General features: G+C 69.4%; 10 protein-coding genes. 3 read left to right on the forward strand and 7 right to left on the reverse strand.

What is annotated here, in order from left to right; translation table 11 throughout:
• Nucleotides 1-189: 189 nt before the first annotated feature.
• Nucleotides 190-1,512 (reverse strand): acetyl-CoA C-acetyltransferase, encoded by a 1,323-nt coding sequence (locus ACFXN1_RS30495; protein ID WP_379404236.1) that lies wholly within the window; start codon nt 1,510-1,512, stop codon nt 190-192.
• Between the two features lie 204 nt (nt 1,513-1,716).
• Between ACFXN1_RS30495 and ACFXN1_RS30500 the strand changes: the two genes are divergently transcribed.
• Together ACFXN1_RS30500 and ACFXN1_RS30505 are read left to right on the forward strand one after the other, a co-directional pair.
• Nucleotides 1,717-3,075: a 3-oxoacyl-ACP reductase gene (locus ACFXN1_RS30500; RefSeq protein WP_379404238.1), complete on the forward strand. Its 1,359-nt coding sequence runs from the start codon at nt 1,717-1,719 to the stop codon at nt 3,073-3,075.
• Nucleotides 3,072-3,941 (forward strand): MaoC family dehydratase, encoded by an 870-nt coding sequence (locus tag ACFXN1_RS30505; protein ID WP_379441286.1) that lies wholly within the window; start codon nt 3,072-3,074, stop codon nt 3,939-3,941. The genes ACFXN1_RS30500 and ACFXN1_RS30505 overlap by 4 nt, the downstream gene beginning before the upstream one ends.
• Nucleotides 3,942-4,144: 203 nt before the next feature.
• Here ACFXN1_RS30505 and ACFXN1_RS30510 read toward each other — a convergent pair whose 3' ends face one another.
• The 6 genes from ACFXN1_RS30510 to ACFXN1_RS30535 all read right to left on the reverse strand — a co-directional run bounded on the left by ACFXN1_RS30510 (nt 4,145) and on the right by ACFXN1_RS30535 (nt 12,865).
• Nucleotides 4,145-5,749 (reverse strand): FAD-dependent monooxygenase, encoded by a 1,605-nt coding sequence (locus ACFXN1_RS30510; protein WP_379441287.1) that lies wholly within the window; start codon nt 5,747-5,749, stop codon nt 4,145-4,147.
• A 92-nt stretch (nt 5,750-5,841) separates the two neighbouring features.
• Nucleotides 5,842-7,239 carry a DUF5685 family protein gene (locus ACFXN1_RS30515; RefSeq protein WP_379441289.1) on the reverse strand — a complete coding sequence of 466 codons (1,398 nt, stop codon included), beginning with the start codon at nt 7,237-7,239 and terminating at the stop codon, nt 5,842-5,844.
• A gap of 115 nt (nt 7,240-7,354) precedes the next feature.
• Entirely contained in the window at nt 7,355-7,963 is a 609-nt protein-coding gene (locus tag ACFXN1_RS30520; protein WP_356995924.1) for a TetR/AcrR family transcriptional regulator, read from the reverse strand.
• Nucleotides 7,964-8,137: 174 nt separating this feature from the next.
• Nucleotides 8,138-9,307, reverse strand: a complete 1,170-nt coding sequence (locus tag ACFXN1_RS30525; RefSeq protein WP_379441290.1) for a glycoside hydrolase family 3 N-terminal domain-containing protein — start codon at nt 9,305-9,307, stop codon at nt 8,138-8,140.
• Nucleotides 9,308-9,377: 70 nt separating this feature from the next.
• Nucleotides 9,378-10,406, reverse strand: coding sequence for a phosphogluconate dehydrogenase (NAD(+)-dependent, decarboxylating) (gnd, locus tag ACFXN1_RS30530; protein WP_379404250.1), 1,029 nt, complete (start codon nt 10,404-10,406; stop codon nt 9,378-9,380).
• 632 nt (nt 10,407-11,038) lie between these two features.
• The gene (locus ACFXN1_RS30535) at nt 11,039-12,865 is read right to left on the reverse strand and encodes an acyl-CoA dehydrogenase (RefSeq protein ID WP_379441293.1); all 1,827 of its coding nucleotides are present in this window, start codon (nt 12,863-12,865) and stop codon (nt 11,039-11,041) included.
• 301 nt (nt 12,866-13,166) lie between these two features.
• Here ACFXN1_RS30535 and ACFXN1_RS30540 point away from each other — a divergent pair, with 301 nt between their 5' ends.
• Entirely contained in the window at nt 13,167-13,772 is a 606-nt protein-coding gene (locus ACFXN1_RS30540; RefSeq protein ID WP_379441294.1) for an alpha/beta family hydrolase, read from the forward strand.
• Nucleotides 13,773-13,778 lie beyond the last annotated feature (6 nt).

Below are 13,778 nucleotides of genomic sequence, written 5' to 3' on the forward strand. Positions count from 1 at the left end.
AACCGGCCCTGCCGACTACGGACTTTGGGACGCGGACACGGAACGGGGCGGTGGGGGGGACCCCCAACGCGGTCGCGGTGGCCCCCCGGCCGTCGTCCCGGCCGGGCACCGCCCTCGAACACAGAAGCGGGGGTTTGGGGGCAATGCCCCCAACCTCCAAGGGTTTTCAGGGGCGTAGCCCCTGACGAACTACCGCTCGACGATGGCGACGACGCCCTGGCCGCCTGCGGCGCAGATGGAGACCAGCGCGCGGCCGCCACCCTTCTCGGCCAGCTGCTTGGCGGTCTGGGCGATGATCCGGCCGCCGGTGGCGGCGAACGGGTGGCCCGCGGCGAGCGAGGAGCCGTTCACGTTCAGCTTGGCGCGGTCGATCTTGCCGAGCGCGCCGTCCAGGCCCAGGCGCTCCTTGCAGTACTGGTCCGACTCCCAGGCCTGCAGGGTGGCGAGCACCACGGAGGCGAAGGCCTCGTGGATCTCGTAGTAGTCGAAATCCTGCAGGGTCAGGCCGTTGCGGGCCAGCATGCGCGGCACCGCGTAGGTGGGGGCCATGAGCAGGCCGTCGGGGCCGTGGATGTAGTCCACCGCGGCGACCTCGGAGTCCACCAGGTAGGCCAGCGGCGACAGGTTGCGCGAGGCCGCCCACTCCTCGGAGCCCAGCAGCACCGCGGACGCGCCGTCGGTGAGCGGGGTGGAGTTGCCGGCGGTCATGGTGGCGTCGCCCAGCTTGGTGCCGAAGACCGGCTTCAGGGTGGCCAGCTTCTCGATGGTGGAACCCGGTCGCAGGTTGTCGTCGCGGGTCAGGCCCAGGAACGGGGTGACGAGGTCGTCCATGAAGCCGCGGTCGTAGGCGGCGGCCATGTTCTTGTGCGACAGGTAGGCCAGCTCGTCCTGCGCCTCGCGGGAGATGCCGAATTCCTTGGCGGTGATGGCGGCGTGCTCACCCATGGACAGCCCGGTGCGCGGCTCGGCATTGCGCGGGATCTCGATGCCGACCATCGAGGGACGCAGCCGGCCGACGAGCTTCACGTAGTCGGAGTTCTTCTTGGCGCGGTTGGCGTCGAGCATCCACTCGCGCATGCCCTCGCTCACGCCGATCGGCGCGTCGGAGGTGGTGTCGGTGCCGCCGCCGACGCCGTTCTCGATGCGGCCCAGGGCGATGCCGTCGGCCACGGTGACGATGGACTGCAGGCCGGTGCCGCAGGCCAGCTGCAGGTCGTGGGCCGCGGTGTAGGGCGACAGGGTGGAGCCGAGCACGCTCTCCCGGATCATGCCGTGCTCGCCGACGCGCTTGAGGACCGCGCCGCCGACGACCATGCCCAGGCGCTCGCCCTGCAGGCCGAAGCGGGCGACCAGGCCGTTCAGGGCCGCGGTGAACATGTCCTGGTTGGAAGCGTGGGCGTACTTGCCGTCGGAACGAGCGAACGGGATGCGGTTACCGCCGAGGATGGCAACCGGGCGGGCCTGCTTGGTGGTCTTGGCCGCGGCCTTCGCCGAACGGGCTTTGGTGGTCACTCGAGTCTCCAGTGTCTCGTCGGTGGGATTTCCGGCACGCGCGATCCGGTGGATGCGCGCCACTCGGTTTACATTAAACTTACTCTGGAGTAAGTTCATTGTCGACACCGTACCCCGCACATGTGCGCAACGCCGCTCCCGAGGCCGGTGCGCAAGGCCCGAGCGGGCGCGGACCACTCACCCACACAAGAGAAGGTAGGAAACGTGGCTGCCAGCAAGAGCAAGGGCGCTCCCAACCTGTACGGATCGTTCGTTCACTCCGCGCCGGGCGCGTTCCTGGCCTCGAAACTGGGCCTGCCGCAGCCGGAGACGCTGCGCCGCTACAAGGCCGGCGAGGCCGCGCTCCCGGGCCCGGTGCTGGTGGGCGGCAAGGGCCGCGTCGCCGACGCCGTGCGGAACCTGCTGAGCGACTACACCTTCGTGGATGCGGTCACCCCGGGCGTGAAGTTCGGCGCGCTGGTCTTCGACGCCACCGGCATCCGCACCATCGAGGAGCTGCAGCAGCTGTTCGAGTTCTTCCAGCCCGCCATGCGCAGCATCGCCGCCTCCGGCCGCGTGCTGGTCATCGGCACCACCCCCGAGCTCACCGATTCGGTCGACGCCCAGATCGCGCAGCGCGCGCTGGAGGGCTTCACCCGCTCGGTCGGCAAGGAGCTGCTGCGCGGCGCCACCAGCAACCTGGTCTACCTCCACCCCGAGGCCGCCACGGCCGCAACGGGTCTGGAGTCCACCCTGCGCTTCGTGCTGTCCGGCAAGTCGGCGTTCGTCGACGGCCAGGTCTTCCGGGTCGGCAAGGACGACTCGACCGCCCCGGCCTCGTGGGACAAGCCCCTGGAGGGCAAGGTCGCCGTGGTCACCGGTGCCGCCCGCGGCATCGGCGCCACCATCGCCGAGGTCTTCGCCCGGGACGGCGCGACCGTGATCGTGGCCGACATCCCGGCCGCCGGCGAGGCGCTGTCGGAGACCGCCAACAAGGTCGGCGCCACCGCGCTCGCCCTCGACGTCACCGCCACCGACGCCGCCGAGAAGCTGGCCGCTTTCGCCACCGAGCGCTTCGGCGGCATCGACATCGTCGTCCACAACGCCGGCATCACCCGCGACAAGCTGCTCGCCAATATGGACGAGGGCCGCTGGAACTCGGTCATCAACGTGAACCTGGCCGCGCCGCACCGCATTACCGAGGGCCTGGTGGCCGCGGGCGCGCTCCGCACGGGTGGCCGGGTCATCGACGTGTCCTCCATCGCGGGCATCGCCGGCAACCGCGGCCAGACCAACTACGGCGCCTCCAAGGCCGGTGTCATCGGCATGGTGAACGCCGAGGCCCCGAAGCTGGCCGAGCAGGGCATCACCATCAACGCGGTGGCCCCCGGTTTCATCGAGACCGCCATGACCGCCGCCATCCCGCTGGCCACCCGCGAGGGCGGGCGCCTGCTGTCCTCGCTGCTGCAGGGCGGTCAGACCGTGGACGTCGCCGAGACCATCGCCTACTTCGCCTCCCCGGCGTCGAACGCGGTGTCCGGCAATATCGTTCGCGTCTGCGGCCAGGCCCTGATCGGAGCATGATGACGCAGACCGTCAACCTCTCCGAGGTGCCCAAGAACGGCGGCCTGTTCGTCAAGGCCGCCCTGGGCGCGCTGCCGGTGCCGGGTCTGTCGGCCCGCAAGGCCACCCTGCCGGACCGCAGTGTCCGGCTCGAGGGCTTCAAGGTCGACCCGGACCACCTCGCCTCCTACTGCCGGGCCACCGGCCTGCGCTTCGGCGACGCACTGCCGCTGACCTACCCGTTCGTGCTCAGCTTCCCGCTGGCCATGCAGCTGGTCGTCGCCCGCGACTTCCCGTTCGTGGCCGTGGGCGCGGTGCACGCGGAGAACGTCATCGAGCGCACCCGCGAGATCTCGGTGTCCGAGCCGCTGGACTTCGAGACCCACATCGAGAACCTGCGTGAGCACCCCAAGGGCCTGCTGGTGGACGCCGTCACCGAGGTCAGTGTGGGCCGGGAGCTGGTGTGGCGTCAGGTCACCACCTTCCTGCACCAGCAGCGCACCTCGCTGTCGGGCGGGCCCAAGCCCGAGCCCAAGCCGGACGAGGTGCCGCCCCCGCCGCTGCGCGCGCTGCGCGTCGATCAGAAGATGATCAACCGCTACGCGGGCGCCTCGGGCGACCACAACCCGATCCACACCTCGGCGCTGGGCGCCAAGGCCTTCGGGTTCCCGAAGCCGATCGCGCACGGCATGTGGTCGGCCGCCACCGTGCTCGGCGCGCTCGAGGGCCGGATCCCCGACCAGGTCACCTACGCGGTGAAGTTCGGCAAGCCGATCTTCCTGCCGTCCACGGTGAACCTGTATGCGGACCAGGTGTCCGGTGGGTGGGACCTGTCCTTGAAGAACCCGAAGAAGGGCTTCCCGCACCTGACCGCTACGCTGCGCTGAAACCTCGCCGCGCGGGTAGTGTCGAAAACCCGCAGTGCGAGGAAGTGTCGAGCCTGACACCCGAAGGTTCGGGCGCGGCCGCCATCCGGCGGTCCGCCCGACGGGGGTGAAGAGCCGCACACCGTTTCGAATTCGGATGTCGCCACGCAGGGGTTTCTACATCCGGCCGAAACAGTGTGCGGCTCTTGTATTTCCGGAGCGGGTCAGGCGATGGGCGAGCGCATCGGCGCACTGCTGCCGTCCACCAGCAGCGTCAGCACGTCACCGAGCCAGTCCGGCGTCAGCCCGGAATCGGGACCGGCCGCGATGTGGTGATCCGGCCGGACCAGTAGGGCTTCGCCCGCGGCCAGCCCGGCATGCGTCGCGCAGTCGGCCGCCGGCAGGGCGTGCACGGCCAGGTCGATACCGGTGGCGCGCCGCGCCTGCGCGGCGGCCGTGCGCCACGCCCCGGCCGGACCCGCGACCAGCAGGGTGAAGCCCGGGCCGCACAGGTCCAGGGTGGAGGGGGTCCACCAGCCGGCGTCGACGCACCAGTGCGGGAGGCGGGTTCCCGTCCGGCCCTGCAGAGTCGCGACATGCGGGGCTGCGCCGGGAGCGGTGAGGACGGCTGTCGAGGTATAGCGGTAGCGGGTCATCACCGTCGCCGTATCCAGCCTGCGGGCCAGATCGTCGGCATTGCCAGGGGTTTCGATGCCGTAGCGGGTCCGGAAGTCGGTGCCCAGACGCGACTGCTCGACCGCCACCTCGGCGCGCGGGCGGCGCTCGGCCGCATAGGAATCCAGCAGCGCCGGACCGGCGTTCCCGTGCAGGGTGGCCGCCAGTTTCCAGACCAGATTGTGCGCGTCGGCGACGCCGGTGTTGCCGCCATAGCCGCCCCAGGGCGCGTGGCGGTGCGCCGCATCGCCGACCAGGAAGATTCGATCGCGGCGGTACTCGTCGGCCACGAAAGTGCCGGTGTCCCAGGCGCTGCGGGCCAGGATCCGCACCTCGAGATCGGGCGCGCCGACCATGGCGCGAATGGCCGTGACACAGCGCGCATCCGGCCAGTCGGCGGGCGATTCGGTGGCCGGGTCGTATTCGATGTGGAAGGACCATTCGTCGGTGTTGTTCTTGGACAACACGAGTCCGCGCACCGCCGGGCCGGTGATCTCGCACTGGCTGAAGGCGCGGCCGTCGAGCAGGCCGGTGAGGTCGGTGCGGGCGAACACATTCATATAGTGGTGGGTCGGTGGCAGCTCCCGGCCGGTGATGCCCAGCGCCCGGCGGATCGGACTCCCCGCACCGTCCGCCGCGATCAGGTAATCGGCCCGCAGCGGCGACCGCGCACCCGAGGCGTCCCGCAGCAGCGCGCTGACACCCGTCCCGTCCTGCTCGAATTCCACCAGCTCCGTAGCGAATCGGAGGTCGCCGCCGCGCTCCCGGGCGGCCTGCGCGAGCACCGGTTCGAGCTGCACCTGCGGCAGGAACACGAACTGCGACGGACTCGGATCCGCGGCCGCCATGGCCGCGCCCAGCCCCGACAGATCCAGCGACTCCGCGGTCCGCACCGACTCGCCGGTCCACGCGCCGCCGAACTTCCCCGCCCGCAACGCGCTCGCCGCCGCCTCCAGGATCTGCGCCTCGACCCCGGCCTGCCGGTACATCTCACCGGTGCGGGTGTGCAGCCCCCGCGAACGTGGCAGCGGCGAGGCGGTCGCCCGCCGCTCCACCAGAACGTAAGGGACGCCGTGGTATTCGAGGAACAGCGCGGCGGACAACCCGACCAGACCGCCGCCGGCCACCAGGACCGGAACATGTGCCGTTGTCATGCCCCCAGCCTGGGCACGACCGCTTGCACGCCCCTTGCACGGCGATCACACGACGCAACCGGGGCGGCCGTGCCGGTCTCGGCTCGCGACGTTCAGCAGCTGCAATCGCATCCGCAGCAGTCACAGTCGCAGCAGTCGCCGTCGCAGCAATCGCAATCACACCCGCCGCAATTGCAGTCGCAGCAGCCGTGTCCGTCGCAGCAGCCGCCACCGCCACCCGCGGCGTGGTGATGGCCGCCGCCGCAGTTGCAGTTGCTACAGCAGTCGCAGCAGTCGCAGTCGCAGCGGTCGATCCACGGCGCCTTGTGATGCCCGCTGCACGGGCGGGTGTGCCACTTGAAACACGCGTAGCCGGTGCAGTACTGGGTGCCGATGATCCCCAGCCCCTCGAGCAGGCTCGGCCGCTGCATCGGCGGTCCTCCCGGCCCGGGCGGCACCAGCCCCGGCTGCGGCGTGAACGGCGCGCCCGGCTGCCACGGCGGCTGAAACTGCGGCTCCGAGCCGGGATACTGCGGTCCGCCGGGCCCGGGGTAGTGCGGTCCGGGACTCGGCTGCCAGGGCTGCCCGCCGCGCGGTGCCGCCCCGGATGCCGTCGCGGAGTGCGTGCGACAGGTGTGGGTGGTGCAGGTGTGCGCGATGCCCGCGGCCCGGCCCAGCTTGCGGACCACGCCTCCCAGCGGGTCGAGCAGGATCCAGCGGACCGTGGCGGCGCGGTCCAGGGCGACGCGGGCGAGGGCCGCGCGCAGGAGTGAATTCGATTCGGCCACAAGGGCGTGCGCCTGTTCCGGGGTGGTTCCGGTGGCCGACAGCGGGTTGAAGTGACCCTCGGCATTGTCCGCGTCGAGGTCTTCGAGCGCGTCGGCCAGGTGCGCGATACGGCCGAAATGCCATCCCGCCGCCCGCAGGGCGCCGGCGTTCTCGGGCCGGTTCGCGAGAATCGCGGTGTGCGCGAACAATTCCGCCGCGCAGAGCTGGGTCGGCGCGGTCAGCTCGGCGAGCGTGCTCTCGGGTGAATTCTCCAGCCGCAGCTGCGATTCGATCGCGGCGATCAGCGGTTCGACGTCGAGACCGAGGGGCTCGGCGGCGGCGCGCGCCCGGGTGTGCCACCGGGTGGAGACGCGGGTGAGCGGGCGGCGCGCCAGGCGGTGGGCATCGCCGTCGTCGACATGGTCGCGAATCTTGGCCGCGCCCAGCAGCAGTGAGGCGGTCGCGGCGAGGCGCACGCCGGGTGCGTCGGCGGCGACCACCTCGGCGCGGCGCATGCCGCGCAATGGGCAGGGGCCCGCGCCGGTGCGGGCGGACGGCTCGGATTGCTGTGCCTCGGTGAGTATTTCGAGGACGATGGCATCGGTATTGGTCGCCGCGCGCGCGAGCTGGCCGTGGCCGTCACGCAAACCCAGGCAGAGACCGCACAGGTGGGTCTGCCAGGCCGACGGGTCGATACCGTGCCGCGCCGCACTGTGCGCACACGGCTTCAGCAAGCCGAACAACGACGATCCCCATCCCCGGCCGAAGCGGCCGTCCTGCAACACGATCGCAGCGAACTGTGGCAGGCGAGAGGCGCGGCGGCAAGTCGGCCGGGCGATGGACGGTCCGGGCGCCGGGTCAGACCGGTTCGGTCTTCTTCTTGCTGCCGGACAGACCGCGCCAGGCCAGATCGTCGAGCAGGTTCACGGCCTCGGCCATATCGATCTGCCCGCTGGCGACCCGGTCGGCGATGGCCTCGCCCGCGCCGATCACGGCCACCGACACCACCTCGAAATTGGTGCCCGGTTCGGCGTATTTGGCGCTGGATTCCAACAGCTTCGCGGTGAGTTCGATGACCCGGTCGCGGCTGTTGGCGATCTCGGAGGCGAAGGGCTGCTGGCCCAGCGCCTGCCGGTAGAGGACCTGCCAGGACAGCCGGTTCTGGTCCACGTAGGACAGGAAGGCCTCCAGGCCCGCGCGCAGCTGCTCGTGCGGGGTCAGCTTGGGGTTGCCCGCGACCGCGACCGCCTCGATGAACCGCATGCTCTCGCGGTGGATGCAGGCGCGGAAGAGCTCGTCCTTGGATCCGTAGTAGAGGTACAGCATCGGCTTGGAGATCTTCGCCTCGGCGGCGATGGCGTCCATGGAGGTGTCGTGGTACCCCTTGCGCGAGAAGACCTCCACGGCGGCGTCGAGCATCTGCTGCTCGCGCACCGCGCGAGGAAGCCGTTTCGTTCCGCCTGCCATTCACTCTCCTAAGACCGGACAGTCGACGCTCTCGACGAGCGTCGAAGTCCTTATCTTACTCCATGGTAAGTTCCACGAGCGTGAATTGCCGGTCCTTCGCCAATACCGCGCTCAACAGCGCTTTCGCGCCGCGGCGGGCCGATCCGTGAGATGTACTCGAAACCGGAAGTTTGCTCAGCAGTGCGGCGCGGAGCCCTTGAACTTTGCCATGCGAAGGACCGAGGCATCCACCTGGGCTCCCGGTAAGCGGCCGCTGCTGACCGCGTCGACGAGCCGGTCGAGCACCTTCGGCACCGCGTCCGTGGTGATCCACAGCGCATTGTCGGCGCCCGCGACCAGGGCGGCCTCCACCGCGTCCTCGATGCTCATGCGATTGGTGATGGCCGCCATGCCGCCCAGATCGTCGGTGAAGATGACGCCGTCGAAGGGCGCTGCGCCGTAGCCGGTGCCCTGCCGCAGCAGTGCCATGGCCTGCGGGCTGATACTGGCCGGAACATTCGGGGTGGTGAGCCCGGGCACATCCAGGTGGCCGACCATGACCGCCGCACCCGAATCGACCAGCTGCCGGAACGGCACCAGGTCCTTGTTCTGCAGCTGATCCAGCGGCGGGGTCTGCACCGCGCCGGTGTGCGAGTCGCCCGAGCCCGAACCGTGGCCGGGGAAGTGCTTCATGACGCTGCCCACCCCGGCGTCCTTGAAGGCCCGGATGAACGCGCCCGCGTACTGCACCACCACGTCCGGGTCGTCGGAGAAGGAGCGGTCGCCGATCACCGAATCGTCGGGCTGGCTGCTGACATCGGCGTCGGGCGCGAAGTCCACGGTCACGCCGAGCGCCTTCAGCTTCTGCGCCCGGTCCAGGCTGAAGGTGTAGAACTCGTCCGGGCTCATGGTCTGCGCGATCACCCGGGACGAGGGCGCGGCCCCGATCAGGTCCTTGGCGCGTGAGACCCGCCCGCCCTCCTCGTCGATGGTCACCATGAGCGGTGTCCGCGAGGCCTTCTGGACCGCGTCCACCTGGTGCTGGGCCAGCATGGCCTTGTCGGTCCAGCTGCCGATGAAGATGCCGCCGATCTGCTCGGTCTTCACCACGTTCTCGGCATCGGACTCGCCGGTGACGCCGACGGTGAGCAGCTGCGCCAGCTTCTGCCGCAGCGTGAACTGCGACAGGTAGCCGGCCGCGCAATCCTGCTGTGCCGGAGTCGTGGCCGGCGGTGCGATGGTGGTGGTGCTGCTCGGGGATCCGCTGCTGGTCTGCGCGGATTGAGTGGACGAGTTGTCGCTGCTGGAACAGCCGGACAGCACGAGTGCGGTCACCGCGACGACGATTCCCGGTACAAGGCGCATGCCCCGACCGTAGCCGGAGTTCTTCGATCTCCCGCCATCGACACCGGGTGCGCCACCGCGTGTGGCGCATTCACCCCTGCGGTAGCTCATGATGACCACCGAAGGCCTGGCGCATGGCAGAAAGCACCTTGTCGGCGTAGAGCCCCTCGCCGCGGGAGGAAAAGCGCTGGAACAGGGCCGCGGACAGGACGGGGGCGGGCACGCCCTCGTCGATGGCAGCATCGAGGGTCCAGCGACCCTCGCCCGAATCGGAGACGCGGCCGCCGAAGGAATCGAGGTTCGGGTCGGCGTAGAGCTCGGCGGCGGTGAGGTCGAGCAGCCAGGAGGCGACCACCGAACCACGCCGCCACACCTCGGTGACCTCGGGTACGTCGATGTCGTAGCGGTAGTACTCGGGGTGTTCGAGCGGGGTGACCTCCGCGGAGTGCTCGGTGTCCTGGTGCTCGCCGGCATCGGCCCGGTGGAGGATGTTGAGGCCCTCCGCGTACGCGGCCATCGCGCCGTACTCGATCCCGTTGTGCACCATCTTCACGAAGTGCCCCGCACCCGCGGGGCCGCAGTGCAGGTAGCCCTGTTCGGCGGTGGAGGGCGTACCGGTGCGACCGGGGGTGCGCGGCGCGGCGTCCACGCCGGGCGCGATCGACTTCAGCAGCGGGTCCAGGTGGGCGACGGTGTCGTTCTCGCCGCCGATCATCAGGCAGAAGCCGCGCTCGAGCCCGAATACGCCGCCCGAGGTGCCGATGTCCACGTAGTGGATGCCCTTGGGCCGCAGGGCCTTCGCCCGCGCGATGTCCTCGTGGTAGCGGCTGTTGCCGCCGTCGATGATGATGTCGCCGGGTTCCAGCAGCCCGGCCAGCGTGTCGATGACCGCACCGGTGGCGCCCGCCGGGATCATCACCCACACCACGCGCGGGGCGGTGAGCATGGCCACGAACTTGGGGAGTTCGGTGCTGCCCTGGAAACTGTCGCCGAGTTCGGCGGAGAGTTCCTCGATGTGCTCCGGGTGGCGTTCGTAGCCGACGGCGGTATGCCCGTCCCGCACGATCCGGCGCACGATATTCGCGCCCATCCGGCCGAGTCCGATCATTCCGAGCTCCATGAGTGGTCTCCTCGCGTCGTACGGTTCCGATCCGTCTCGATTGTCCCCCCAGCGGTGGGCCGCGAAATTTTTTTCCACTCGGGCGGAACGGGTGTGTAACGCCCTGGAATGGGTGTCGATAGAAGGGATGGCTCCGTGCTGTTGCCAGACCCCCGACCCGGCAACCGCACGGAGCTCTATTTTTGCCCCCCGATTATCGTTGCAGAAAATTTGCTAGCAGCTGATTGGGATGGCCGTGAGCGGCGGAGTTCCTGGCATTTTCTGACTTCTGAACTCGAAAATCGCCCACCGAATTGAGATCGCCGCCAGTGTGCTGCCGGTTGCGGCGGGGATCGGATGCCTCATGGACCGAGCAGTCGTGAGGTTCATGCCCGGGAAGTTCGGGGCAACCGTTCGGCATCGGTTGTGGATAGCGTTCTGAGGCATTCATTTTTCAGTACGACAGACGGGTACCCCATGGACTGGCTGGCTCACTTCATCCTCGGCTTCATCAGCACCATCTCCGCCTCCGCCTCGGGTGAGCACTGGTAGACCGCCTCCGAAGAAACGCCGAAAAGCGATGCGGCCCGGAAGATTCCGGGCCGCATCGCTTGGTACTGGGGGTTCGGGGGCACAGCCCCCGGGACCCTGCGTCAGAAGGCCGCTTCGTCCAGCTCCATGATGTCGTTGTCCAGGTTGGACAGGACGGTGCGGATCGAGGTCAGCTCCGGCAGCACGTTGCGGGCGAAGAACTGCGCGGTGGCGATCTTGCCCTGGTAGAACGGCTCGTTGGAGCCGTTGTCGAGGGCGTTGATGGCGACCTCGGCCTGGGCCAGCAGCAGCCAGCCGATGATCAGGTCGCCGACGGCCAGCAGGAAGCGGACCGAGCCCAGGCCGACCTTGTAGAGCTCCTTCGGGTCCTGCTGGGCGCCCATCAGGTGCCCGGTCAGGGTGGCGGCCATGCCCTGCACGTCCTCGAGGGCGGTGGCCAGCAGCTTGCGCTCGGCCTTCAGGCGGCCGTTGCCGCCCTCACGCTCGATGAACTTCTGCACCTGGCCGGCCACGTGGGCCAGCGCCACGCCGCGGTCGCGGGCGATCTTGCGGAAGAAGAAGTCCTGCGCCTGGATGGCGGTGGTGCCCTCGTACAGCGAGTCGATCTTGGCGTCGCGGATGTACTGCTCGATCGGGTAGTCCTGCAGGAAGCCGGAGCCGCCGAAGGTCTGCAGCGAGTCGGTCAGGTACTGGTAGGCCCGCTCGGAACCGACACCCTTGACGATCGGCAGCAGCAGGTCGTTGACGCGGAACGCGGTGTCCTTGTCGGCGCCCGAGACCAGCTCGGCGATGTCGGCGTTCTGGTGCGCGGCGGTGTACAGGTACACGGCGCGCAGGCCCTCGGCGTACGCCTTCTGCATGGCCAGCGAACGACGCACGTCCGGGTGGTGGGTGATGGTGACGCGCGGGGCGCTCTTGTCGGTCATCTGGGTCAGGTCGGCGCCCTGCACACGGGTCTTGGCGTACTCGAGCGCGTTCAGGTAACCGGTCGACAGGGTGGCGATGGCCTTGGTGCCCACCATCATTCGCGCGTTCTCGATGACGTCGAACATCTGCGCGATGCCGTTGTGGACCTCGCCCACCAGCCAGCCCTTGGCCGGAACGCCGTGGCCGCCGAAGGTGACCTCACAGGTGGCCGAGACCTTGATGCCCATCTTGTGCTCGACATTGGTGACGAACACGCCGTTGCGCTCACCCAGGGTGTCGGTGTCGAAGTCGAAGTGGAACTTCGGCACGTAGAACAGCGACAGGCCCTTGGTGCCCGGGCCGGCGCCCTCGGGGCGGGCCAGCACCAGGTGCATGATGTTCTCGAACAGGTCGTCGGAGTCGCCCGAGGTGATGAAGCGCTTGACGCCCTCGATGTGCCAGGAGCCGTCCTCCTGCTGGATCGCCTTGGTGCGGCCGGCGCCGACGTCGGAGCCCGCGTCGGGCTCGGTCAGCACCATGGTGGCGCCCCAGTTGCGGTCGGCGATCTTCTGAGCCCACTTCTTCTGCTCATCGGTGCCGTTGTTGTAGAAGACCTGCGCGAAACCCGCACCGGCGGCGTACATCTGGGCCGGCGGGTTGGCGCCGAGGACCATCTCGCCCAGGGCCCAGCCGATAACGGACGGGGCACCGAGGCCGCCCAGCTCCTCGCGGACCGGAACCTTGGACCAGCCGCCGTCCTCGAGGGCGCGGTAGGACTTCTTGAAGGAGTCGGGGAGGGTGACCGTGTGGGTCTCCGGGTCGAAGGTCGGCGGGTTGCGGTCGCCGTCGACGAACGAATCCGCCAGCGGGCCCTCGGCCAGACGTCGGACCTCGTTCAGCATCTCCTTGACGGTGTCGGCGTCGAGGTCGCCGTAGGCGCCCGCGTCGAGCAGCTTCTGGATGCCGAGGAACTCGAAGAGGTTGAACTCGAGGTCGCGAACGTTGCTCTTGTAGTGACCCATGGTCGTACTCACTCTCCATTGAGATGGGTGCGGTTCGGTGTGTGCCGTTCCCGCCCGTTAGGTCTCCACCGGGTAGACACCGTAAAGCAGCGCTACTGGCGGGTAACTTATGCGCCATGTTACCGACCGGTAAGAGGTGCGCCAAGGTCATCACGGCCGAATGTGACTGAAAGCACGCGAGTTGCCGGGACCCGGGGTTGCCGGGCTCGTCGCGGCCTGGTCGATCGAGGTCCGGCGGCGGTGGCGCGGTCCGCCGGTGTGCCGCGCGAGCCCGGTCCGTGCCCCTCATTACGGTGCCTACATGCGCATCGAGACGAGTGCCGGACCGGCGGAGGTGGAGATCGAGCGGCGCGGGCGGGCGAAGCCGCGGTTCCTGCTCGTGCTCACCCATGGCGCCGGCGGCGGCGTCGAGGCGAAAGACATACTGGCCCTGCGGGATTCGGCGGTGGAAATGGGCGGCGCGGTGGCGCTGGTGACCCAGCCGTACCGGGTGGCGGGGCGGCGCGCGCCGGGCAAGGCCGACGTGCAGGACGCGGCGTGGCTGGAAATCATTGCGGCACTGCGGAAGAAGGTGCGTGGGGTGCCGCTGGTCCAGGGCGGGCGCAGCAATGGCGCGCGGGTGGCGTGCCGGACCGCGCGGGCGGCCGGAGCACGGGGCGTGGTCGCGCTGTCGTTCCCCCTGCATCCGCCGGGCAAACCCGAGAAGTCGCGCCGCGAGGAACTGCTCGCTCCCGGGGATATCGAGGTCGTCGTGGTCAACGGCGCCCGCGACCCGTTCGGCATCCCGGAGGCCGCCGACGCGACCGAGGTGCATGTCATTGCGGGACAGGCGCATTCGTATCGGGCGGGGTTCGAGGAGATCGTCGCCGTGTTCACGCCGTGGCTGGAGCGCTGGTCCGCGAGCTGAACGCCG

Origin of the sequence: Nocardia sp. NPDC059154, from assembly GCF_042755705.1 — a bacterium.
Classification (GTDB): Bacteria; Actinomycetota; Actinomycetes; order Mycobacteriales; family Mycobacteriaceae; genus Nocardia.